Source organism: Gilliamella sp. Nev5-1 (genome assembly GCF_001690895.1).
In the GTDB taxonomy this organism is placed as follows: domain Bacteria; phylum Pseudomonadota; class Gammaproteobacteria; order Enterobacterales; family Orbaceae; genus Gilliamella; species Gilliamella apicola_C.
The window spans coordinates 1-20,230 of the sequence record NZ_LZHO01000083.1; the positions used below are offsets into that span (position 1 = coordinate 1).

Below are 20,230 nucleotides of genomic sequence, written 5' to 3' on the forward strand. Positions count from 1 at the left end.
ACAGAATCGACAGCAAAGCTAGACACGCACACCACTCAATATAGCTAGTACGCTGTCACCTTATTAACTCATATGAAGAATAATAACATGTATAAATCATCAATCATGGAATGGTTGCAATCGAATGCGCCATTAATTTACGGTGTCATTCTATCCATCATTATAGCCTACGGTCGTTTAACATATGACGGGGTAGGCGGACGCCGTAAATGGGTTGAAGCGTTATTGTGTGGTGCGTTGTCATTAGCTGCTAGCAGTGGGCTAGACTATTTTGGCTTACCAGTTAGTATGAATCCGTTTATTGGTGGCGCAATTGGATTTTTAGGTGTTGATAAATTACGTCAAGTATCAAATTCAATGTTAAGAAAAAGGGTTGACAACAACGATGACTAAGCTAACTGAACATTTTACGCTAGAAGAGTTTACTCGCTCGACAACAGCTAGTAGATTAAAAATTGATAACTCTGTGCCTGCTGATTTAATGCCCAACGTGCAATTAACAGCTATTAAGCTGGAGTTGGTAAGAAAAGCTTTAGGTAAGCCAATTATTATCACGTCTGGATATCGCTGTCCTGCGCTAAATGCTAAAGTTGGCGGTGTAGCAACAAGCGCTCACACAAAGGGATTAGCGGTAGACTTTAAATCGTCATTCGGTACGCCTAAAGAGATTTGTCAACAGTTGGTTGATGCTGGGGTGCAGTTCGATAAATTAATTCAAGAGCATAATCAATGGGTGCACATTGGTTTTAGTCCGACACATAATCGCCAAATAGTGTTAACAGCAGCCAAGCAGGGCGGTAAAACGGTTTATTTGAGTGGTTTAAAATGAATAAAACATACACGGCAATAGCGATTATTTTTACATTTATGATTTATGTTATTGTTAATTTGTGTAAAGACAAAGAAGCAATTCAAAAAACAAACGATGAACTGCTCGGAAAAATCGAACAGTTAAATCAGAACATCGCTAAAAACAATCAAATCATAGCAGATAATGAGCAAAGCAAACGCGAGCTAGAAAACCAATCGCTAGAACGTCAGGAGCGAATCAATGAGCAACTTAAAAATAATGACTGTGCTAATGAGCGTGTTCCTAGGGTTATCTCTAACAGCCTGTACAACAGAGCGAAAAATCTACGTCAATCGACCGATACCAGCAAACTTGCTCAGTGATTGTCTGCCAAATTTACCTCCGAAATCAATGACATTCGGCGATAGTTTGAAATATAACGAACATTTATTAAATGTTATTGAAAAGTGTAATGCAGATAAAAGGGCGATAAAGGAGATTAGTAACAAAAATAACCATTAACTTTTTGTGGAAATAAAATATAATAATTTAACAAATTTACTTAGAAAGGAGTTAAATTATGGAACTAAAAAACAAAACTAAGAGGAAAGCAAGTGGGAAGTGCCCTTATTGTGAAAAGAGTGTTTCAGCAATAGTTATTGAGGAAAATACATTAAGAAGAGATAAGTGCCAATGCCCTTCTTGCTATAAGATTATCTATGTTTGCCGTTGGCCTGGTTGTTATAATTATACTGTTGTTGGGGATTTTTATGATGATGAATTATGCCCTAGGTGTAGTGAAGACATCAGTAGGTCAACAACTGGTATATTAAAAGGTGCTCTCAAAATAGTATCGACTGCGGTCGTGAGCCTAGCTATAGCAAAGGGTATTAATAAAGATAAAAATAAAAAATGATAGAATACATTATCAATCAAACCGCTTAACTGGATGGATGAACAGCTTATTAAAATGCAAAATAGCTACATAAAGCAACATAACGATTTGATGCTTGAGTACATGAAAGAAAAAGATGTGGCTAGTATGTCAGGTCGCTTATTAAGGCGATGGGGTAAAGAGAAAAAGCCAGAGTTAACAAATAGGATACAAAAACTACAAGAGCAATCACAAATTCAATTATTAATTTAAGGAAAGATTATGAAAAAGGGCGAAAAGAAAAAAGTAGGTCGCCCAAGTGAACTAGCCGAGTGTTTAATTAAGGCTAAAGAATACTTACTTGGGGGCTACGAAACATTTGGGGATGTAGTGCCAAGTGTTGCAGGCTTAGCTTGTTATCTCGGTAAGCACAAGTCATCAATGTATGAATACGCAAAACAAAACAAAGAGTTTTCCGACACGCTAGAAGCAATTAAAACACTACAAGAGAATAAACTAATAAATGGTGGGCTAACTAGCTCATTCAATCCAACTATTACAAAGCTGATGCTATCTAATCATGGCTATAGCGAAAAACAAGAAATAGACCATCAATCATCCGACGGCTCGATGTCACCAAAACCAACACGAATAGAGTTAGTAACACCCAAAGAGTAAACACTATGACCACAGCACAAATACAGTTACCTAAAAAATTGATATCTGTGTTTGTAGCCGAAAATGTTAGGTATCGCGGCGCATATGGCGGTCGAGGTAGTGCTAAAACTCGTTCATTTGCTTTAATGACAGCGATTAAAGGTTATCAATTTGCAGAAGCAGGGGTAAGTGGTGTAATACTGTGCGCCCGTGAGTTTATGAACTCGCTAGCTGATTCAAGCATGGAAGAAGTGAAACAGGCCATTCGCTCGGTTGATTGGTTAGCTGATTATTACGATATCGGGCAAAACTATATCAGAACAAAGAACGGGTTAGTTAGTTATGTGTTTTGTGGTTTACGTCATAATCTAGACAGTATTAAATCAAAAGCTAGAATTTTATTATGCTGGGTTGATGAAGCGGAAAACGCATCAGAAATCGCATGGCGAAAGTTAACCCCTACGGTTCGTGAGACTAACTCCGAAATATGGGTAACGTGGAACCCCGAAACAGAGGGAAGCCCAACAGATATAAGATTCAGGCAAACACCGCCGGAAAATGCGGTTATCGTTGAGATGAATTATAACGATAATCCGTTTTTTCCTGATGTGTTAGAGCAAGAGCGGTTGAACGACCTCGCCAGACTAGATTACGCATCATATGCGTGGATTTGGGAAGGGGCATATCTCGAAAATTCAGATAAACAGGTTTTAAGTGGGCGATATGTTGTTGAAGAGTTTGATGACAATCTACATAAAAAATCCGACCGCTTACTATTTGGTGCGGATTTTGGCTTTGCTAATGACCCGAACACATTAATCCGCTCATTTATTCTCAATGATTGCCTATACATCGAATACGAAGCATACGGCGTGAATATCGAACTAGACGAGATGGGTTCTTTTTACGATTCAGTGCCAGAGTCTCGAAAATGGCCGATAAAAGGCGACTGCTCACGACCTGAAACTATTAGCCACATCAAGCGCAAGGGTTTCAATATCTCAGCAGCGAAAAAATGGCAGGGTAGCGTCGAGGACGGTATCGCATATCTGCGAGGGTTTAAAAAAATCATTATCCATCCTCGCTGTAAACACACAGCAACTGAGGCGCGGTTATACAGCTATAAAACTGACCGCGTAACTAATGAAGTGCTACCAATCATTGAGGATAAAAACAATCATTGTTGGGATGCGATACGTTATTCGCTGGATGGTTACATTAAACATAAACGAACAGCAGGGCTATTCATGAGGTAATAATGAGTTATACAAAATTAACGGATGAACAACTGTTAAATAGCGCGCAAATGGCGATTAACAGTAACCTAGATGTGCAACGGCAACGGTTAGCATATGCGTCACACGGGTTGATGAATAACAGCAAACGGGCATACATCGATCGCGAATTTGGCTATCCTGAAAACCTCTCTTTTAATGATTATTATAAACTCTACAAAAGAAATAGTGCGGCGCGTGGTTTTGTTGAGCGATTGAGTGATATTTGCTGGATGGATTATCCAAAATTCATTGACGGTGATATTCGAGAGCAGGATACAAAACTAACTGCGTGGGAAAAAATTGTAACTGATTTATTTAATGACAAATTGTGGCCGTCAATTATTGAGGCGGACAAACGCGGAATTGTAGGGCGTTACGCTGGGTTAATTATTCAACTGCGCGATGGTAAAAAATGGGATGAGCCAGTTGATGTTAATGTAATGAATAGATTAAATCCTGTTGATGCTATCGTTAAAATTATTCCCGCATGGGAGGAGCAACTCACTGCGTGCGAGTGGAATAATGATGAATCTGACGAAAACTACGGGCAGGTTACGATGTATCAATTTAATGAAGCGTCTATCGGCAATAACTCTGGTAAACCTAATTTATCGCGCAGGATACATCCAGATCGCGTAATTATCCTCAATGAAACATCTGTTATTAACTCAATAGATGATGGTGAATCACAGCTAGAGGTTGGTTATAACGATTTAATCGACATGATGAAATACTCTGGCGGTAGTGCTGAGGGATTCCTCAAAAACGCTAGTCGTCAAGTCCATGTTAATTATGATGCAGACACCGATATGGACGAGCTAGAGCGAGAGTTGCGCAGACGAGGATTTGAACAACCAGCTGATGCGTTAAATAAACAAATATCATTGCTAAATTCAGGCACTGATAGCGCGCTAATCACATCAGGTGCTACAGCTAACATATTATCGGTTTCACCAGCTGACCCGAGTTCGGGTTGGACAGTTTCAGCAAATAGTTTTGCTGCGTCGGTGAGAATGCCATTTACAATCATTTTTGGTCAACAAACCGGGCGATTAGCATCTGATGAGGATAAGGCCGATTACGCAAAACGCGGCATGTCACGACGTAACGGTTTTTTAACAGCATTAATTAAAAATCTGATTAACCATTTAATCAAATTGAGAGTTATTGAGCCGCTAAAAAACGGCGTATTGACATTGAAATGGTCAGATTTATTAGCTCCAAGCCAAGCCGATCGAATCGAGGTTATGCTAAAAATGTCTGATGTTAATGTAAAAGCGCAGCAATCGATGGGCATTCCAGTGTTCACGCCGAATGAAATACGAGATGCAGGCGGTTATGAGCCTGATCCTGATTTAGAGGATATTGATATTGAAGAAGCCGAGACTGATAAAACCGATTCCGAAAAATCCGATACTACCGAGAAGTAAAACCAATCCCACCCTATCAAATAAACAAATTCTTCAAATGCGTAGCGAAATACAAAAACGCTACAAAACAATCAAACAATCAATTATTGAGCATATCGAATTAAGCTTAGGCCACTATGCTAAAGAGCCGATTAAAACAGCGATATTCGTTGATAATACACTCTATGTCGTTAATGCTAGTGTTAATTACACTATTGACGGCAATCAACTTGCTAGGGTGTTAACTCGCATTCAAGAAATTGTTGATGAAAACTTAATTGATGGCGGTATTGAGAAGTTTTGGGCAGGTAAGTTTGTTGCTGATATGTATCAAATGGGGACTAATCGCACTTTTCATAATCTATCCACTCAATCACCACTTTATTCACAAGCTACATCACTGGAATCACTGTTATTTAGTGATGCTTACATTCGCCGAATCGGGCTTGCATATACAGCAACATTCAACGACTGGAAAGGGCTTGCGGATAATCTAAAAAGTGATTTAGGTACGGTTTTAAGTAGCGCTGTAGCCCGAGGGATTAATCCGAGAGAAACAGCCGATATTATCAGTAAGCGTATTGATGTTTCATATAGCAGAGCTAAAGCCTTGGCGCAAACTGAACAAGTAGGCGCACTTCGTCAAGCAACATGGGACGAAACTAAACGCACTCAAGAGGAGTTAGGGTTAAAAACAGGCTTATTACATATGTCTGCTTTAAAGCCTACTTCTAGATCTACACATGTCGATAGACACGGCAAGGTTTATACTGTTGAACAAGTAGCTGATTGGTATGAAGAAAGCGGTAATCGATACAATTGTTATTGCGCTCAAGTTGCGGTGCTGCTTAATGAAAAAGGTGATCCATATAATCAAGCAAGTATTGACAGATTATTGAAAGAATCTGATGAATGGCGTGAACAAAACAAACCGAAACAGCAAAGCTTAAATTCTGTTGAAGACGCTAATGAATGGGCAAGAAAACACATTACTGAAACCTCAAACCTACCGCCAGATATTGATACTAAAGAGTTAGCACCATGCCTGAAATTGGTATCGGAAATTCAAGAACGATTTAACCTACCTAAATTTAGGTATGCTGGAACAATAACAGGTGATATTTATAAATACCCAGAACCTCCAAAAGAGATGTTGGCTGCGTATTCACATAAAGCTAATGCATTGCTTATTACATCTGATAGCGTTGATAAAAAAGCGTTGTTAGAAGAGGATTTAAAAAGTAAAGCAAATGGATATAAACGAAGCTCTATAAATATGATTGGTCAGACTAATAACGAAGAATTAGCTAAAATAATTCATGAAATGGATTACATCCCGTGGATAGCGGTATCAACTCCAAGAGGCGTTTATGCTCATGAGATGGGACACGCATTACATTATCAACACCAGGAAGAAATTGATAATATCATTAAGAAATTGTGGGGACGAGGTTGGGCACACGCAATTAGTAAGTATGCTCAACGTAACAAACGAGAATTTGTCGCTGAGGCGTTTTCGTTGTATATTGAAAATCGCATAGAAGCTAAAAAAAGACTACATGCAGAACTATTTAAATTTTTCCAATCGTTAGATAAGGGCATTAAATGAATAAGTTTGATTTATTAGTTGAGCAAGCAACTAAACTGATTAACACCGAGCCACTTCCTGATGACGCAGAGGAACAATTGCAACAAATTATCGACCAAGCTGCCGACAAAACGGAAAGGCGCATGTTAGCGAGTTTTGCTGAATCTCTGTTTGTTATAAGGAATGAGTAATTAATTCACTGAACCGCCCTCTGGCGGTTTTTTTATATCTAAAATCCACACGAGGTAAAGCATGACACTTAAAAGTGTAAATGTTTTATCTGTCGTTAATAGTAAATCCAAAATATCAACGCAAATCATTGACGGGAAAGAGCACATTGTTATCAATGATGTGGTCCCTATCGTGGATGATATTGTCATGAACGGAATTTTCTATCCGGCAGATGAAATTAACAAATCGTACATGACATTAAATGATAATTTAATGCCACTTGACCATCCACGAATAAATAACGAGCACGTTTCTGCATTAAACCCTCAAGCTATTAATAACTTCTATATTGGTGCTTGGGGCAGAAATGTTCGTAAATCTAACGATAAAGTCTTAATGGATGCCTATATCGATAGAAAATTTGCTGAAAGCACTGAAAAGGGGCGAATGCTTGTAAATCGACTTGATGACATGATGAGCGGAAAAAATACCACACCGATTCACGTGTCAACTGGGCTAACTTACACGCCAGATAATCAATCAGGCACATCAAAAGGTAAACGGTACAAGTCAATAGCTCGAAACATGAAGTTCGATCATGTCGCAATATTACCTGACAAACAAGGTGCTGCCACGCCAGATGACGGAGTGGGTATTTTTGTTAACTCCAACGGTGAAAAATCGCCAATTGAAAATGTAAGCCTTATTGAGTGTTCAGAAGATTCAATAAGCAATGTAATTAGTAAAACCATTAAAGAGGTTTTAAGCGTATTTAAATTTAATCAAAAAGAGGAAGAAGACTTAATGAAAGAAAAAATCTTACTAGCTCTAAATGCTGCAGGTATTAAGACCGATGGCTTATCAGATGAGCAACTGTTAAAGGCTTATAACGAGCAAACAACCAAAGAAGCGATTGAGAAAAAGAAAACTTCTGAGGAAGAAGAAAAGAAAAAAGCTGAACAGGAAAAGAAAAATGCAACTAATGCCGAAGATGCGCCAGCATGGGCAAAAGCATTGATGAATAAGGTTTCAAGTCTGGAATTAGCAGTAAATGCCAACACAGAAAAAGAACTCTCAGTTAAGCGAGAAGCAGTAAAAAACAAGTTCAACATGACACAAACTGCGGTAAATGCGCTATCTGGTGAGCCGTTAGATGCCTTATACGCACAGTGCGTTAAAACAGCGCCTATTAGCGGTGGTTTTGCTAATAATTCAGATAATTCACTATTAAATATGGAGGCTCCAGAGTAATGATTCGATTTAAAACCGTGATTGGTGGTCCAGCACGCAAAAACGACCCACAAACAATTGACTTAAAAACAGGTGAAGCGATTGCGCCATGCTCTTTGGTTGCTGTGGTTAACAATAAGTTAATGAAACATTCGGCAGCAGGTGAGCAAACCCAAGCATTAGTCATCACAAATGATTATCTGGGTGGCCATGATATCCGTGACAATGTACCTAATGACACATCAGGCATCGCCATTATTTGTGAAGATGATGTTACTTACCATGTTTTAGTAAAAGCAGATGAAGCGTTAACAGTTGGCGACAAATTAACATCTAACGGTGACGGTACACTAAAAAAAGCAAGTGGTACTGATGCGGTGCTGTTCTATGCATTTGAAACCTATACCGTTGGCGCAACCGCTGAACAAGTTCGAGTTCGTAAAGCTTAAGGAGCAATAATGAAGAACGAAAAGATTATTTTTAATAAAAAATTAATTACCAATTCCGCTCAAGTAGCACAGGCTTGGAATCAGTTAAAAGCAAGCCGTCAAATCTTTAATAACGCTCAAAACCAAATGAGCGCAACACACGGCAATGCTATTGAAGTTAATCAAGCCGCAATCTTAACCCAAGATTACTGGCGTGAAGTGGATAACGTGACTACCCGTGTTATTCGTGATGACGAGGGCGCGCCATTACTTGATGATTTATTATCGTTAGGTACGCCTATCTCTATTGGTAAAACAGCGGCACTATATCGCGTTTCAAGCGATGCAGGATATGTTAATCGCTCAATGTCAGGACAAGAGCCAGAAACGCTAGATAAGGTTGTTTATGACCATTACGGCGACCCTGTGCCAATTTTTAAAACAGGCTATGCTCGTGAATGGCGTGAATGGTTAGGCTTGCAAACTGAAAACATCGACGCAATGTCAGATGACCAAGAAGCGGCAGTTGCAGCATTACGCCAAGATATGGCGCAATACATTTTAACGGGTGATGAAAAAATCAAAGTACAAAACTTTGAGGGTAAAGGTATCACTAATCATCCACATACAAATCAAGTGGATTTAAGTGCGTCTGGTTTAAATATTGATTTAACTTCTACCTCAACAAGTAACGACGATATTATTAATTTCTTCACAAAAGACTTTGTAGTCATTCTTGATGCCAATTTAGTGTCAGAACAATTAAAAGTCTTTATCTCTCCTGAAATTGAGCGCCGTTTAAATCTTCCTTACTCTAATTCAAATGGATTTAAAGAGGGGACAGTAAAAGACTATATTTTACGTTACTCAGCGCACATTGGTTCATTCACCAAAACATTTGAGTTAAAAGGCAATCACTTTATTGGTTACGTTCGTAACGCTCAATACATCAAAACACGTATTGCAGCACCAATCGGTTCATTCATGAAGCAGCGAATCAACCCACATGATAATTATCAAACATTGGTTTGGTCGGCATTTGGTTTACAAATCAAACGAGACTTTAACGGCAAAAGCAAAGTGTTTAATGCAAGGGGGTAATCAATGAAATTGCGAGTAACTAAACGCGGCTGTTTCGGCCGCATTGATGGTGCAGTGGCTGAACTACCTATCGGGCATGAGTTTAAGGTCAAGGATATACCGCCAGCGTTTGTTGGGTGTGTAATTGTTATTGAGGATATTAAAATCACACCCCCAGAAACTCTTTTAATTCTAAAAATAGAAGATAAAGATGTTGACCTTAGCAAGTTGACTGTTGATGGACTAAAAGAGTTTGTCGAAGCAAATAATTTGGATGTAACTCAAGAGAAAGGCGAGGTGAAAGCTGATTTTGCTAAGCGTATTTATAGCGTGGCTCTTGCTAAATTAGGAGAATAAAGATGACGGTACAGGTAACCGCAGAAGACGTTAATCAAATGTTATCAGAGCTTGGTTATTCTGTACCGAGCTTAGTTATTGATGCAATCCTTAAAAAAGTCAACTCAATCAGTGATTGCTTGGTAGCTCATGGTTATTCAGAAGCCGATCAGCTTTTAATATTGATTTATTCCGCTTGCTTACTGGCTCAAATGCAAGGAGCAAGAAAAATCGCATCACAATCAGCACCAAGCGGTGCGTCAAGGTCATTTAAATATGATGATGTGGGTTTTAAATCCATGTACTCATTGCTAAAAAATCTTGATGTCCACGGCTGTACTGATTGTCTAGATATTTCTTGCTCAAAAAAATCATTTTTTTTAGTTGTTGGAGGTAGGGATGAGTAATACAGCGAATTGGAGCTATACAAATGTTGCAACCGTATATCCTCACATGGGATACGACGGAGAAAACAATGTTGATACTTATGGTCAACCTTATTTGGTGAAATGCACATGGAAAGATGAAGCGCCAAACGCATTAGGTGCTTACATTGATTCCTTAGGGGTTGAAAGGGTAAGAAAAACAACTTTTTACACCGAAGACAATCGAATTAAGCAGGGTGACTTCATAGTAAAAGGCGATAAAACTTCATTACAGTTAGAAGCCTCAAACGCTGAACAAGTGAAGTTTGTGCTTGAATATGACATGAGCGTTTTTGGTGAAATCCCAGATTACGAGGTAGTTACATAATGGTAGTTAAAGGCGTTTCAAAGGTGAACAGAAATATTCAAAAGATAACTAATGAAATTGCCAACATCAGAACTCAAAGAATTATCCAGCAAATTATGATTGTTGGTATGTCTTTTGTAGCTCCAATCACACCTAGAGACACTTCAACGCTAATTAATTCGCAGTATAGAGAACTAAAACCAATACCAAAAGGCTGGACTGGTCGAGTTGGTTATACTGCTAATTACGCAGCATTTGTTAACAATGCCAAAGGTACAGCAAAAGGTAAGCGTACCGGTAAGAAATCTCAGGGGGATTATTGGTCTCCCAACGCAGAACCTCACTTTGTTGAAAAGGGTTTTGAAAGGGACGGAAAGCAGGCTATTGAGCAAGTTATTAAAGATGGTTACAAAATATGATTTCTGATACATATAACTCAATCAAAGACTGGCTAAATTCACATAATTTACTTGATGATTACATCTTACAATTTCGGAAGTGGGTTGAAGTAAAAAATACAAAATCCAATAGATATATTGTGATCGTCCCTGCTGGCGGAGGTAATGCCAGCGAAGCAGTAACACGAGATTATTTTAGGATTGTAATTATTTCAGCGATTAATGATTCGAATATTGTAGCAGTTAATGATAGAGCGGATGAAATCAGGCAGTTTATGCTAGATGATTTTGAATCTAATAATGTTATTTCAATGAACCCAATCGGCGGAATAACGCAATCAAACACAGAAGAAGGGCGGTTTATTTTCGAATTTACTGCTCAAATGATTATATCAAGATAAGAGGTACATTATGGCTAAAAGCAATGCAGGAACTGGTCGAAAGGTCGGTGTTTATTATTCAATCGGTAATCCAGACAAAAAACCAAATGATGCGGATTATAAGCGGTTGGGAATGATTCGGGGTAAGTCACGAGGCGTGAATTGGAACACAATTGATGTTACAGCCGATACATCCGAAGATGGTACAACTGAATCAATGGTTACAACCAAGGAAAAGACAGTGTCATTTGACGGTATTTCTCGAGGTGATGACATCCAGAATCAAAGTGCCTTATTAGATCACATTGAAAGCCCATCACAGGACACTGACGGGCAACCATATGCTTGGATTAAAATTGTCAATCCAACTATTAACAGAGTGATCGAGGGGTGCTATTTGTTGTCCTCATTAACCGAAGAATACCCGTATGATGATGTATGCACATGGTCTATTGAGGGTACTAGCGCAAATAACGTGACTAGAACAGTTATTCCACCAAAAAGGACGTAGAATGAAACCAGTAATAAAGGACATTGGGGAATTTATAATTCATCATAAAGAAACTGATTATTTATTTATCCCGTCTTTTTTTAACATGACAAAGATTGGTAAACCAGATGAAATAGTTGAGATTTTTTCTATAATTTTTGGCGAAATAAATAATGACAATTTCACATCCGTTATAGAATGCGCTGACAAAATACTTGAGGCTTGTTGTACAACGGATTGTTCTGTTATTACTGGTTATCTCAAAGGCGAAGACAAGTTGGTTAATATTGAGGCGGCAATACCTGTTGAAGATAAATTGATTCTATCTCAGCATTTGTTAAAGCACGGCTTAATCGGTGATGTTTCGCCTAAAAAAACTAGCGAAGATGCAAGCTATAGCAATGAATTTCATGCCAAAAAATTTGTTTATATGGCAGTTGCTCATTTGGGGATGAGTGAATTTGACGCATGGAACATGTCAATGACCGCTTTTCAAGAAGCCATGGAAGCGAAATTTCCTACTAACGATAAAGATATCATTTCACAAGATGACTATGACTCAGCTATGTCTTATGCGGATTCTATTGTCGGATTAACCCTCTAATTTCTTCTTGGTTTATTAATAATATGAAAAAATCCATCACCTTTAAGAGATCATTTAATGATCAACTTATCGAAATATTATGCTATTATTCTGACGATAAAAATAAACAGGATAATGCAATGAAAATTGAATCACTAAAAATAGAAAATGTTGGCGGTATATCTAGCTTGTCGTTAGATAGTTTTGACCCCAACTTAAATATTATTTGCGGTGAAAACGGGATAGGTAAAACAAATATTTTGGATTCAATTGCATCATTGTTTTCAGGTTATGAACCGATATCTATTAGTGTTAAATCAGGTTTTGAGCAAGGATGCATAAAAAGCTCAGTAGATGGAAAAGTAATTTCGCGACCAATAAAGAAAAAATATACAAATCTTACCTATACAAAATGGGAATGTGTTAATGATGATGAAAATGCAAATTTCAATTTACTATATTTAAAAGTTAATCGCGTTTTTAAATATAGGCGAGAAAGTAGTATTAATTCAGACCCAGACGTTACCAATAGAACATCGGAAAACGCTGAAGGTTTAGATAATAATGATATAAAACAATGGTTTGTTTCTAGATATTTGCATGGCGCGCATGCTAATAATTTAACTGATGTTCAACAAGAAAACATTAAATTAGCAATAAGCTGTTTTTCGTTACTTGATAATAAGGTTACATTTTATAAAACCACTACTCAAAATGAGATAATTGTAAAAACACCTACAGGAGAAATATATTTTGAGCTTTTATCTTCTGGATTTAGGTCTATTTTATTTATTTTATTGGGCATAATTAAAGAAATTGAATATCGATTCCAAAACAACAATGTTTTAGCATCAGACTTTAATGGAATTATTCTAATTGATGAGATAGAGTTACATCTTCATCCTGAATGGCAAGGTAAAATTTGCAGCGTTCTTACAAAAACATTTCCGAAAGCCCAATTTATCATCAGTACGCATAGCCCTCACGTTATTCAAACCGCCGAGGCGAACGAAGTTATAGCTTTATCTGGGCAGAATGGTCATTTAGAAAAAAGAACCTTAGATATCGCCCCACATGGCTTTAAAGGATGGACAGTTGAGGAAATTCTTACTGATGTAATGGGTATGAGAGATGTTCGAACAGAAAAATATAGGGAAGTTTACACAAAATTTAGTAGGGCGCTAGATGATAATGATATAAAAGCTGCTACTGAAGCTCATAACGAATTAGATAAATTACTTCATCCTACATACCCTTTAAGAGCACTTTTTAAAATGCAATTGGATGGGCTTAAGGGTTAATCCATGATTAAGTTAGAAAAAGGGAAAAAACCCGATTACTTAAGCGATGATAAAGTTCAAGAACTAATAGAAAGGTATAAGTCTAATTCTGATACTGTATGGAATCACGAAAAAATAAAGGAGCGATTATTAGAAAGCAGCAACTCTAAATGCGCTTATTGTGAATGTCAATTACAGATTGAAGATTCATACGTTGAAGTTGAGCATTTTAAATGTAAAAAACGATATCCTGATGAAGTCGTAAATTGGGATAATTTGTTACCTTCATGTAAAAGGTGTAATCTCAGAAAGGGGAGTTTGGATGTTGTTATAACACCTATTATAAATCCTTATGAGGATGATCCTAAATTACATTTATCTATTCAAGCTTGTCGTTTGTATCCAAAAGAAAATGCAGGCTCAAAAGGTGACAATACTATTAAAAAATTGGCTTTAAATGACTATGAACGATTGTTGCAATCAAGATTCGAGGCTTCAAATCGTATAAATAAATATATAGACGATTTAGTTAATAATAAAAGTAATATTGATTATGTTAGAAATAATATGATCACAACACTGGAACTGTGCCAACCAGATAAAGCTTTTTCTGCTTTTCTCGCTTTTACTTTGCTTAATAACAAAGATACAAAAATAATCAAACAAGTTTTAATCGATAATGACTTATGGGATGATGATCTTAATGAAATGTATGAAACCTGCAAAAAAATAGCCCTAGACTCTAGATAACTTATCGTTAACCAACCAAATTCAATTAAACCACCTTCGGGTGGTTTTTTATTACCTAAATTTCTATAAGAGGTTTTTATGTCATTTGAAGCAGGAAGTATATATTACACAATTGAAGCCAAAACGGGCGATTTATTGACAGCTGATAAACAGATATCAAGTTTTAATCAACGAGCACAAGACGGCTTCAATAAAACGGATAAATCCGTTAATTCTCTGAGCGGCTCAATGAGTAAACTTACTACTATTGCTAAAGCTGTATCTGCTGCTTTGGTTTCTAGCCAAATCATTGCATATGCTCAAAGTTGGAACGAGCTAGAAGACCGCATACAAAATACTGGTGCGACAGCATCGCAAACTAAAGATATTTTAGACCAGCTATTAGCTACATCTGACCGAAACGGTCGTACAATTGAGGAATCATCGGAATTATATATCCGTCTTTCAAACTCGATGGGCGAGCTGGGTTATAGCACTCAGAGTACATTGTCTTACATCGATACGTTATCTAACTTGATGACAATTAATAAAACTAACGCGTTAAGCGCAGAATCAGCTATCAACGCCCTTACCAAAGCGCAGATGAAAGGTAAGCTTGCTGGTATCGATGCAATGTCTGTTTTTAATGCAATGCCAAGCGTTCTTAAAACCCTCGGAAAGCAGTTAAAGAAAACTGAGGCAGAAGTTCGGAAAATGGCGTCTGATGGCAAGTTATCTATGTCGGACTTTACCGATGCGATGATAGCAGCACAAGATGAAACTGCGGCACTTGCTGATAATATGCGTAATACTGTAACTGATGGTATCAATCGTGTTACGAATAACCTAAAAAAATACCTCGGTGAACTCAATAATTCAACTGGCGCAACCAAAGTTTTAGTTGATTCGCTGATTCTAATGTCTCAGCATGTCGATATTTTAATGACGGGTGTTGGTGCGCTTGCCGCTATTTATGCGGGTAAATATATCACATCACTAGCTAATGCGACCAAGCAAAGTGCTGAGAAAGTGATTGAAAATATCAAACTAGCAACATCTGAACGAAATCTAGCAAAAGAAGAGCTTAGATCGCTTGAGGTGGAAGGCAAAAAATTAACAGCTAGACGCAATGAACTAGTTGCTTTAAAAGCTGTCACAACGTCAAAGATTCAATTAGCAGCAATTGAAAAACAACTAAATAATATCGATAAACAGCGAACTTTATTAATAGACAAAGAAGCTTTAGCACAAACAAGATTAGCATCTGCAACGAAATTATCTACTCTTGCAGCTAACGGTTTAAAAAGTGCTATGGCTTTACTTGGTGGCCCAGCGGGTATGTTGTTCTTAGCCGCAGGTGCATTGACAATGTGGTCAAATAAAGCCGCTGATGCTAAACAGAAAGCATTGGATTTTGCTGGAGCTGTAGATGATGTAAATGAATCACTTAGCAGTTTAACTGCTAACCAGCTTGCAGCTAAAATAGATGAAATTAACGATGACTTAAGCTTAGTTGAAAAGCAAACAAAAAAAGCTCAAGCAGAGCTGAAAAAACTTGAAAGTTATAAAAAAGATAGAAACGAAGCCATTGTTAAGGGATATGTTGGTGAAAAAGGACTTGATCGGCTAGAAAAAGAGATTGCAAGATTAAAGGCTGATATTGATACTTTTTCTCAATCAACTCAAAAATTGACAGCTAAGTTACAACATTATAAAAATGCTTTAGGCGCAATAACAGGACCTACACAGCAGGCAACACAAAAAACGGATAAATTTATCGATTCACTCGATAAAGCCACAAAGACAAAAATTGATGAAAAAATAAAATCTCTTTCAACTGAGCTTGAAATTTCAGAAATGAAGCTTAGCGGTGCTAAAAAAGCTGCTTATATTTATGAAAATGCTTTAAGTGAACTGGGAGATGAATCCGATAAGTATAAAGTTGCCTTACTTGGACTTATCAATGGAACCGCCGAATGGGCTGACATGTCAGATGAAGTAAGAAAAACATTAGAGCCTTTACTTAACGCGTTAGGTAAAATGTTTGACGCAAACGAAAAACTAAACGCTAGTAAAAAAAGCGGACGAGGCACAACAAGAACTTATGCAGAAGAAATAAAAAATCTTAAAAATCAGCTAGAAGTTGCTAAGCTTGAAGCCAAAGGAATGACGGTTGAAGCGAAAGCACTTGCAATTAGCCAGCAAATCGGCACAAAAGCGACAGCGGCACAAACAGAAGAACTTAAGCGATTAATTCAAGAGCAAGAAAACTTGCAAAATTCGCAAGCGGGTGAAGATTTTGCAAAACAAGAAATCTACAATAAAAAATCACCTCTTGAGCAAATCGACATTGACGAGCAAGAGAAGTTAGATAAATTAAGCAAATGGCGAGAAACAGGACTTGCAAATGAGCAAACTTATCAAGATGCTTTAACTGCGATAACTCAAGATGCTGTTGATAAACGAAAAAAACTTGAAGATGAAGCAGCAGAAGCTAAGCTACAGTCTACAAGAGCAATACTAAAATCATCATCTGACTTATTCGGTGGAATGGCTGATATGCTAGGAGCTTTTGCTGGTGAATCAAGCTCAGCATATAAAGCGCTTTTTGCAATCAGCAAAGGCTTTGCGATAGCTGATGCGATGCTTAATTTAAACTCTGCAATCATGAAAGCGATGAACGATCAGACAGCAACGACCACTGCTGCAAAAATGGCAAACATGGCAGCAGTAGCAAGCGCGGGTGGACAAGTTTTGTCTACGTTAAAAGGTATTACATACGGAGGGGGAAGACTTCGAGGTGGTGGTGTTGATGTTGGGAAAGCTTATAGGGTTAACGAAAGCGGAGAACCTGAATTGTTTGTCGCACACGGAAAGCAATACATGATACCAAATAAAAATGGTGAAGTTATCCCGTCCAACAAGTTATCACGAGGATCGGCTGGTAAAACTATTATAAATAATATCACTCAAAACATCTCTTTTGGTGACGGGCAAGACAATAAAGAAGCAGCTAACGAGACAGCTAGAATGCTGAAACAAGCGCTCAGAAGTGTAATTCAAGAAGAACAAAGACCAGGAGGGCTGCTAAATCATCGTTGATCTAATGGACAAAATTTCATACCATTAACTTAAATAATTATTTAAGGAGAATGGTATGAAAAAAATTGTATTTTTGGGGTTAATTGGTTTTACGTTGATAGGGTGCTCATCGTCACCAGTGTCAAATGACGCGGCAGTAAACGTTCCTGTGCAGCGGATATATAACCAAGATATTTTTGTAAAAAAAGAAAATTCAGGAATGGTTATTATAAAAAGAGATAAAGGATTTGTAAGTAGCGCTTGCTCTGATTCTCTTTTTGTTGACGGAGTTAAGATTGCTGATTTAAATACTGCGGAAAAAGTTGTTATCTACCCGCTATTAGGGAAACGAATTTTTAGCATGGTGGCAAATGGAGTTTGTGGTGGAGGGATGGTTGAAGTTGAAGGGGATGTTGAGAAAAGTCAAGTTTTAACATATAGGATTGCTCATTCCTTAAATGGTGGATATGGTATTTATAGAACGGCGTTCTAAATAGACTAATCATTTATAGGAGAATGGTATGAAAAAGGCTTTACAGGCTTGCGTTATTATTTTTTTTATAATAATTATTATGGTGGTTATTGCTGTTTATAATCATGTTTCCAACAGAATCACAGATGAAGAAATGCTATATTACAAATCTTCTGAATTCTGCTCATCTCTACTACAGCGAAATTTGAAATCACCAGAGTCTTATCAAGAGCAGGAAGTTTTTGTAATTCCTGAGAAAGCTTCTGAAGATGAGTTAAAAGAATTTGTTTCCCAAAAAAATATCAAGTTGTATCAATTAGAATATGAACGAGGAAACTTAAGTTTATACAACTTTAATATACTTATAAAGTATGGCGCCAAAAAATCTTTTGATTTACGGAATAATGCGCTATGTGAATTTAGAGTTTTTAACATCAAGAATCGGGGATTCTTATCTCCAAACTTAGAAGCCATAACCGCCGGTTATGAGCGATATACTAAGGGCGAGATGTTTTTATTGTTTCCTGGTTCTATAAATACATCAGGATTAAATAAATTTAGCTTTTGGGAAAAGTTAAATTATTTATTTAATAAAAAGAACTTTTCAATTGCAGAATAGCAATTTAATCAACCCTCTTAGAGGGTTTTTTACTGGTTATTTTTTGCTTTATCGGAATCAGCTTCTTTTTGGGCGAGATAATCGGGTATAACAACTCTAAATAGATAAGTTTGAATATCCATATTAAGTTTATTGGCATGCTCCATCATTAAATCGTATTTTTCTTTTGGTAAATTTAAATAGACACCAATTTCTTTTTTTCCTTTATCTTCATCAGATAAATCTGTTTCTTCTCCGTACGCCAGCCAAGAAAAAGGTACACCTAAATGGTATGCAAGTTTTGAAATTATATTAGCTCTCGGTTTATTTTTGCCTGCTTCATATCTAGATATTTGAGCAGCAGCAATACCAGTTCGTTTGGATAAGTCTTCTTGAGAATATTCAAGTTGAGCTCTTCTTTGTATTAATCGTTTTGCAAAAGTGTCATTATTTATCATAAATAGTATTGAAATGTATTGACATGGTTAATTATTAGAATTAGTATACTATACATTCCATGACACTTTAAGACATTTTATTATTAACAAGGAGAAAACATTGAAAGAAAATAAAGTAACGTTATCAGCAAGAATGCCTGTAAGCCTTAAAGCTGCGCTTGAGGTATTAGCAGCAATGAATGATAGAACAATGAGCCAAGAGCTTGTAAATAGAGTTAGACAGTCATTAACAGAGGAGGAAAAGAAAATTGCAGGTATCTAAAAAACTAAAGGCTTTAACTGCACCACCAGCTAAAGCCCAAAATCAAGTTGACCACACACTAAATAAGGAAAACTCATGAATAATAGTAATATAAACAACTCTAATTGTCCAGTAATAGTGCCATTTAACGGTAATAACTTATATTTGGTAAATAACAATAACGAACCTTTTGTTCCAATGAAGCCAATAGTTGAAGGTATGGGGTTAGATTGGAAATCACAATATTCCAAATTAAAACAAAAGTTTAACACCTGCATGGTGGAAATCACCATTCAGCTACCTAATGATATTCAAAATCGTTTAGTGAGTTGCTTGTCTCTTAGAAAACTACCTGCTTGGTTATACTCAATACAACCAAATAAAGTTAAACCTGAATTAAGAGATGCTGTTATAAAATATCAAGAAGAATGTGATGAAGTTTTATGGCAGTATTGGACTAAAGGGCAAGTAACAAAAGAAAGTGTAAAAACAGTTTTACCAAAACACATTGGCTTGGCTGAATATAGAAAAGCCAGAGCAATATCAATGGCAACTAAATCAGCAGAAGTTATTTGTAATCGATTTGATAATCTTAGCAAGCCGTCTCAGCAAGTTATCTTTGCAAAAATGGTTAATAGTTCTGTAAATGAGGAGTTAATTCCCTTACCTATATTAGAAAACAAAACATTTTCAGCTAGCGAAGTAGGAGATTTACTTGGCGTATCCTCAAATAAAATTGGTCGTATAGCTAATAAGCTCAACTTAAAAACAGAAGACTACGGAATTTTCGTACTCGATAAGTCACGTTCTTCTGATAAACAAGTTGAAACTTTTAGATATAACGAAAAAGCAATAGATGTAATCAAAAATCATCTTATTAATAAAGAAATCGCTTAATCAATTAACAACAAATTATAAGCCCTCTAAAAAAGGGGGCAATTACGAGGA

Annotated in this window: 29 protein-coding genes; 28 read left to right on the forward strand and 1 reads right to left on the reverse strand. The window is 37.0% G+C overall.

What is annotated here, in order from left to right:
- Window positions 1–87: 87 nt before the first annotated feature.
- The 26 genes from A9G41_RS11375 (at window position 88) to A9G41_RS11490 (ending at window position 18,604) form a co-directional block, all read left to right on the forward strand.
- Entirely contained in the window at window positions 88–393 is a 306-nt protein-coding gene (locus A9G41_RS11375) for a phage holin, lambda family (protein WP_081302152.1), read from the forward strand.
- Window positions 386–829: a D-Ala-D-Ala carboxypeptidase family metallohydrolase gene (locus A9G41_RS11380; protein ID WP_065582152.1), complete on the forward strand. Its 444-nt coding sequence runs from the start codon at window positions 386–388 to the stop codon at window positions 827–829. The genes A9G41_RS11375 and A9G41_RS11380 overlap by 8 nt, the downstream gene beginning before the upstream one ends.
- Entirely contained in the window at window positions 826–1,173 is a 348-nt protein-coding gene (locus A9G41_RS11385; RefSeq protein WP_075539704.1) for a DUF2570 domain-containing protein, read from the forward strand. Before A9G41_RS11380 ends, A9G41_RS11385 begins: the two co-directional genes overlap by 4 nt.
- Complete coding sequence (gene lysC, locus A9G41_RS15125) at window positions 1,082–1,312, forward strand: Rz1-like lysis system protein LysC (protein WP_143425468.1); 231 nt, start codon at window positions 1,082–1,084, stop codon at window positions 1,310–1,312. Before A9G41_RS11385 ends, lysC begins: the two co-directional genes overlap by 92 nt.
- 58 nt (window positions 1,313–1,370) lie before the next feature.
- Window positions 1,371–1,706, forward strand: coding sequence for a hypothetical protein (locus A9G41_RS11390; protein WP_065582225.1), 336 nt, complete (start codon window positions 1,371–1,373; stop codon window positions 1,704–1,706).
- Between the two features lie 33 nt (window positions 1,707–1,739).
- On the forward strand, window positions 1,740–1,937 hold the full coding sequence (locus tag A9G41_RS11395) for a hypothetical protein (RefSeq protein ID WP_065582226.1): 198 nt from the start codon (window positions 1,740–1,742) through the stop codon (window positions 1,935–1,937).
- 9 nt (window positions 1,938–1,946) lie between these two features.
- Entirely contained in the window at window positions 1,947–2,342 is a 396-nt protein-coding gene (locus A9G41_RS11400; RefSeq protein ID WP_065582227.1) for a DNA-packaging protein, read from the forward strand.
- Between the two features lie 5 nt (window positions 2,343–2,347).
- Window positions 2,348–3,577 carry a PBSX family phage terminase large subunit gene (locus tag A9G41_RS11405; protein WP_065582228.1) on the forward strand — a complete coding sequence of 410 codons (1,230 nt, stop codon included), beginning with the start codon at window positions 2,348–2,350 and terminating at the stop codon, window positions 3,575–3,577.
- A 2-nt stretch (window positions 3,578–3,579) separates the two neighbouring features.
- On the forward strand, window positions 3,580–5,028 hold the full coding sequence (locus A9G41_RS11410; RefSeq protein WP_081302163.1) for an anti-CBASS protein Acb1 family protein: 1,449 nt from the start codon (window positions 3,580–3,582) through the stop codon (window positions 5,026–5,028).
- Window positions 4,970–6,616: a phage minor head protein gene (locus tag A9G41_RS11415; RefSeq protein WP_143425469.1), complete on the forward strand. Its 1,647-nt coding sequence runs from the start codon at window positions 4,970–4,972 to the stop codon at window positions 6,614–6,616. Before A9G41_RS11410 ends, A9G41_RS11415 begins: the two co-directional genes overlap by 59 nt.
- Window positions 6,613–6,786, forward strand: coding sequence for a hypothetical protein (locus A9G41_RS14345; protein ID WP_174798208.1), 174 nt, complete (start codon window positions 6,613–6,615; stop codon window positions 6,784–6,786). The genes A9G41_RS11415 and A9G41_RS14345 overlap by 4 nt, the downstream gene beginning before the upstream one ends.
- 61 nt (window positions 6,787–6,847) lie before the next feature.
- On the forward strand, window positions 6,848–8,017 hold the full coding sequence (locus tag A9G41_RS11420; protein WP_065582230.1) for a DUF2213 domain-containing protein: 1,170 nt from the start codon (window positions 6,848–6,850) through the stop codon (window positions 8,015–8,017).
- Window positions 8,017–8,445, forward strand: a complete 429-nt coding sequence (locus tag A9G41_RS11425) for a hypothetical protein (RefSeq protein ID WP_065582231.1) — start codon at window positions 8,017–8,019, stop codon at window positions 8,443–8,445. The genes A9G41_RS11420 and A9G41_RS11425 overlap by 1 nt, the downstream gene beginning before the upstream one ends.
- Window positions 8,446–8,454: 9 nt before the next feature.
- On the forward strand, window positions 8,455–9,525 hold the full coding sequence (locus tag A9G41_RS11430) for a major capsid protein (protein ID WP_065582232.1): 1,071 nt from the start codon (window positions 8,455–8,457) through the stop codon (window positions 9,523–9,525).
- A gap of 3 nt (window positions 9,526–9,528) precedes the next feature.
- On the forward strand, window positions 9,529–9,861 hold the full coding sequence (locus tag A9G41_RS11435) for a hypothetical protein (RefSeq protein ID WP_065582233.1): 333 nt from the start codon (window positions 9,529–9,531) through the stop codon (window positions 9,859–9,861).
- A gap of 2 nt (window positions 9,862–9,863) precedes the next feature.
- Complete coding sequence (locus tag A9G41_RS11440) at window positions 9,864–10,247, forward strand: DUF7370 family protein (RefSeq protein ID WP_065582234.1); 384 nt, start codon at window positions 9,864–9,866, stop codon at window positions 10,245–10,247.
- Window positions 10,240–10,593 carry a hypothetical protein gene (locus A9G41_RS11445; protein ID WP_065588980.1) on the forward strand — a complete coding sequence of 118 codons (354 nt, stop codon included), beginning with the start codon at window positions 10,240–10,242 and terminating at the stop codon, window positions 10,591–10,593. Before A9G41_RS11440 ends, A9G41_RS11445 begins: the two co-directional genes overlap by 8 nt.
- A complete protein-coding gene (locus A9G41_RS11450) occupies window positions 10,593–10,991 on the forward strand; it encodes a hypothetical protein (protein WP_065582236.1) in 399 nt (132 codons plus the stop codon). Before A9G41_RS11445 ends, A9G41_RS11450 begins: the two co-directional genes overlap by 1 nt.
- Window positions 10,988–11,371 (forward strand): phage tail termination protein, encoded by a 384-nt coding sequence (locus tag A9G41_RS11455; RefSeq protein ID WP_065582237.1) that lies wholly within the window; start codon window positions 10,988–10,990, stop codon window positions 11,369–11,371. Before A9G41_RS11450 ends, A9G41_RS11455 begins: the two co-directional genes overlap by 4 nt.
- A 10-nt stretch (window positions 11,372–11,381) precedes the next feature.
- The gene (locus A9G41_RS11460; protein WP_065582238.1) at window positions 11,382–11,861 is read left to right on the forward strand and encodes a phage tail tube protein; all 480 of its coding nucleotides are present in this window, start codon (window positions 11,382–11,384) and stop codon (window positions 11,859–11,861) included.
- Between the two features lies 1 nt (window position 11,862).
- Window positions 11,863–12,444 (forward strand): DUF6246 family protein, encoded by a 582-nt coding sequence (locus A9G41_RS11465; RefSeq protein WP_065582239.1) that lies wholly within the window; start codon window positions 11,863–11,865, stop codon window positions 12,442–12,444.
- A 119-nt stretch (window positions 12,445–12,563) separates the two neighbouring features.
- Entirely contained in the window at window positions 12,564–13,724 is a 1,161-nt protein-coding gene (locus tag A9G41_RS11470) for an AAA family ATPase (protein ID WP_075539708.1), read from the forward strand.
- A 3-nt stretch (window positions 13,725–13,727) separates the two neighbouring features.
- Window positions 13,728–14,453 carry a hypothetical protein gene (locus tag A9G41_RS11475; RefSeq protein ID WP_065582240.1) on the forward strand — a complete coding sequence of 242 codons (726 nt, stop codon included), beginning with the start codon at window positions 13,728–13,730 and terminating at the stop codon, window positions 14,451–14,453.
- Window positions 14,454–14,531: 78 nt separating this feature from the next.
- Window positions 14,532–17,534, forward strand: coding sequence for a tape measure protein (locus A9G41_RS11480; RefSeq protein ID WP_075539705.1), 3,003 nt, complete (start codon window positions 14,532–14,534; stop codon window positions 17,532–17,534).
- A 55-nt stretch (window positions 17,535–17,589) separates the two neighbouring features.
- A complete protein-coding gene (locus A9G41_RS11485; RefSeq protein ID WP_065582242.1) occupies window positions 17,590–18,006 on the forward strand; it encodes a hypothetical protein in 417 nt (138 codons plus the stop codon).
- A gap of 28 nt (window positions 18,007–18,034) precedes the next feature.
- Window positions 18,035–18,604 (forward strand): hypothetical protein, encoded by a 570-nt coding sequence (locus A9G41_RS11490; RefSeq protein ID WP_065582243.1) that lies wholly within the window; start codon window positions 18,035–18,037, stop codon window positions 18,602–18,604.
- Between the two features lie 29 nt (window positions 18,605–18,633).
- Here A9G41_RS11490 and A9G41_RS11495 read toward each other — a convergent pair whose 3' ends face one another.
- The gene (locus A9G41_RS11495; RefSeq protein WP_065582244.1) at window positions 18,634–19,041 is read right to left on the reverse strand and encodes a helix-turn-helix domain-containing protein; all 408 of its coding nucleotides are present in this window, start codon (window positions 19,039–19,041) and stop codon (window positions 18,634–18,636) included.
- A gap of 100 nt (window positions 19,042–19,141) precedes the next feature.
- Between A9G41_RS11495 and A9G41_RS14085 the strand changes: the two genes are divergently transcribed.
- Together A9G41_RS14085 and A9G41_RS11500 are read left to right on the forward strand one after the other, a co-directional pair.
- Window positions 19,142–19,303, forward strand: coding sequence for an Arc family DNA-binding protein (locus A9G41_RS14085; RefSeq protein WP_141675202.1), 162 nt, complete (start codon window positions 19,142–19,144; stop codon window positions 19,301–19,303).
- 75 nt (window positions 19,304–19,378) lie between these two features.
- Window positions 19,379–20,179, forward strand: coding sequence for a phage antirepressor N-terminal domain-containing protein (locus tag A9G41_RS11500; protein WP_075539706.1), 801 nt, complete (start codon window positions 19,379–19,381; stop codon window positions 20,177–20,179).
- Window positions 20,180–20,230: the final 51 nt, after the last annotated feature.

What these genes read in the sequence shown, in the direction of transcription:
- A9G41_RS11390 (WP_065582225.1), top strand. Translation starts at nt 1,371, where the DNA reads ATGGAACTAAAAAACAAAACTAAGAGGAAAGCAAGTGGGAAGTGCCCT.
- A9G41_RS11455 (WP_065582237.1), top strand. Translation starts at nt 10,988, where the DNA reads ATGATTTCTGATACATATAACTCAATCAAAGACTGGCTAAATTCACAT.
- A9G41_RS11440 (WP_065582234.1), top strand. Translation starts at nt 9,864, where the DNA reads ATGACGGTACAGGTAACCGCAGAAGACGTTAATCAAATGTTATCAGAG.
- lysC (WP_143425468.1), top strand. Translation starts at nt 1,082, where the DNA reads ATGAGCGTGTTCCTAGGGTTATCTCTAACAGCCTGTACAACAGAGCGA.
- A9G41_RS11410 (WP_081302163.1), top strand. Translation starts at nt 3,580, where the DNA reads ATGAGTTATACAAAATTAACGGATGAACAACTGTTAAATAGCGCGCAA.
- A9G41_RS11500 (WP_075539706.1), top strand. Translation starts at nt 19,379, where the DNA reads ATGAATAATAGTAATATAAACAACTCTAATTGTCCAGTAATAGTGCCA.
- A9G41_RS11435 (WP_065582233.1), top strand. Translation starts at nt 9,529, where the DNA reads ATGAAATTGCGAGTAACTAAACGCGGCTGTTTCGGCCGCATTGATGGT.
- A9G41_RS11465 (WP_065582239.1), top strand. Translation starts at nt 11,863, where the DNA reads ATGAAACCAGTAATAAAGGACATTGGGGAATTTATAATTCATCATAAA.
- A9G41_RS11485 (WP_065582242.1), top strand. Translation starts at nt 17,590, where the DNA reads ATGAAAAAAATTGTATTTTTGGGGTTAATTGGTTTTACGTTGATAGGG.
- A9G41_RS11405 (WP_065582228.1), top strand. Translation starts at nt 2,348, where the DNA reads ATGACCACAGCACAAATACAGTTACCTAAAAAATTGATATCTGTGTTT.
- A9G41_RS11395 (WP_065582226.1), top strand. Translation starts at nt 1,740, where the DNA reads ATGGATGAACAGCTTATTAAAATGCAAAATAGCTACATAAAGCAACAT.
- A9G41_RS11475 (WP_065582240.1), top strand. Translation starts at nt 13,728, where the DNA reads ATGATTAAGTTAGAAAAAGGGAAAAAACCCGATTACTTAAGCGATGAT.
- A9G41_RS11385 (WP_075539704.1), top strand. Translation starts at nt 826, where the DNA reads ATGAATAAAACATACACGGCAATAGCGATTATTTTTACATTTATGATT.
- A9G41_RS11450 (WP_065582236.1), top strand. Translation starts at nt 10,593, where the DNA reads ATGGTAGTTAAAGGCGTTTCAAAGGTGAACAGAAATATTCAAAAGATA.
- A9G41_RS11460 (WP_065582238.1), top strand. Translation starts at nt 11,382, where the DNA reads ATGGCTAAAAGCAATGCAGGAACTGGTCGAAAGGTCGGTGTTTATTAT.
- A9G41_RS11425 (WP_065582231.1), top strand. Translation starts at nt 8,017, where the DNA reads ATGATTCGATTTAAAACCGTGATTGGTGGTCCAGCACGCAAAAACGAC.
- A9G41_RS14345 (WP_174798208.1), top strand. Translation starts at nt 6,613, where the DNA reads ATGAATAAGTTTGATTTATTAGTTGAGCAAGCAACTAAACTGATTAAC.
- A9G41_RS11400 (WP_065582227.1), top strand. Translation starts at nt 1,947, where the DNA reads ATGAAAAAGGGCGAAAAGAAAAAAGTAGGTCGCCCAAGTGAACTAGCC.
- A9G41_RS11445 (WP_065588980.1), top strand. Translation starts at nt 10,240, where the DNA reads ATGAGTAATACAGCGAATTGGAGCTATACAAATGTTGCAACCGTATAT.
- A9G41_RS11470 (WP_075539708.1), top strand. Translation starts at nt 12,564, where the DNA reads ATGAAAATTGAATCACTAAAAATAGAAAATGTTGGCGGTATATCTAGC.
- A9G41_RS11380 (WP_065582152.1), top strand. Translation starts at nt 386, where the DNA reads ATGACTAAGCTAACTGAACATTTTACGCTAGAAGAGTTTACTCGCTCG.
- A9G41_RS11490 (WP_065582243.1), top strand. Translation starts at nt 18,035, where the DNA reads ATGAAAAAGGCTTTACAGGCTTGCGTTATTATTTTTTTTATAATAATT.
- A9G41_RS11480 (WP_075539705.1), top strand. Translation starts at nt 14,532, where the DNA reads ATGTCATTTGAAGCAGGAAGTATATATTACACAATTGAAGCCAAAACG.
- A9G41_RS11420 (WP_065582230.1), top strand. Translation starts at nt 6,848, where the DNA reads ATGACACTTAAAAGTGTAAATGTTTTATCTGTCGTTAATAGTAAATCC.
- A9G41_RS11375 (WP_081302152.1), top strand. Translation starts at nt 88, where the DNA reads ATGTATAAATCATCAATCATGGAATGGTTGCAATCGAATGCGCCATTA.
- A9G41_RS11430 (WP_065582232.1), top strand. Translation starts at nt 8,455, where the DNA reads ATGAAGAACGAAAAGATTATTTTTAATAAAAAATTAATTACCAATTCC.
- A9G41_RS11495 (WP_065582244.1), bottom strand. Translation starts at nt 19,041, where the DNA reads ATGATAAATAATGACACTTTTGCAAAACGATTAATACAAAGAAGAGCT.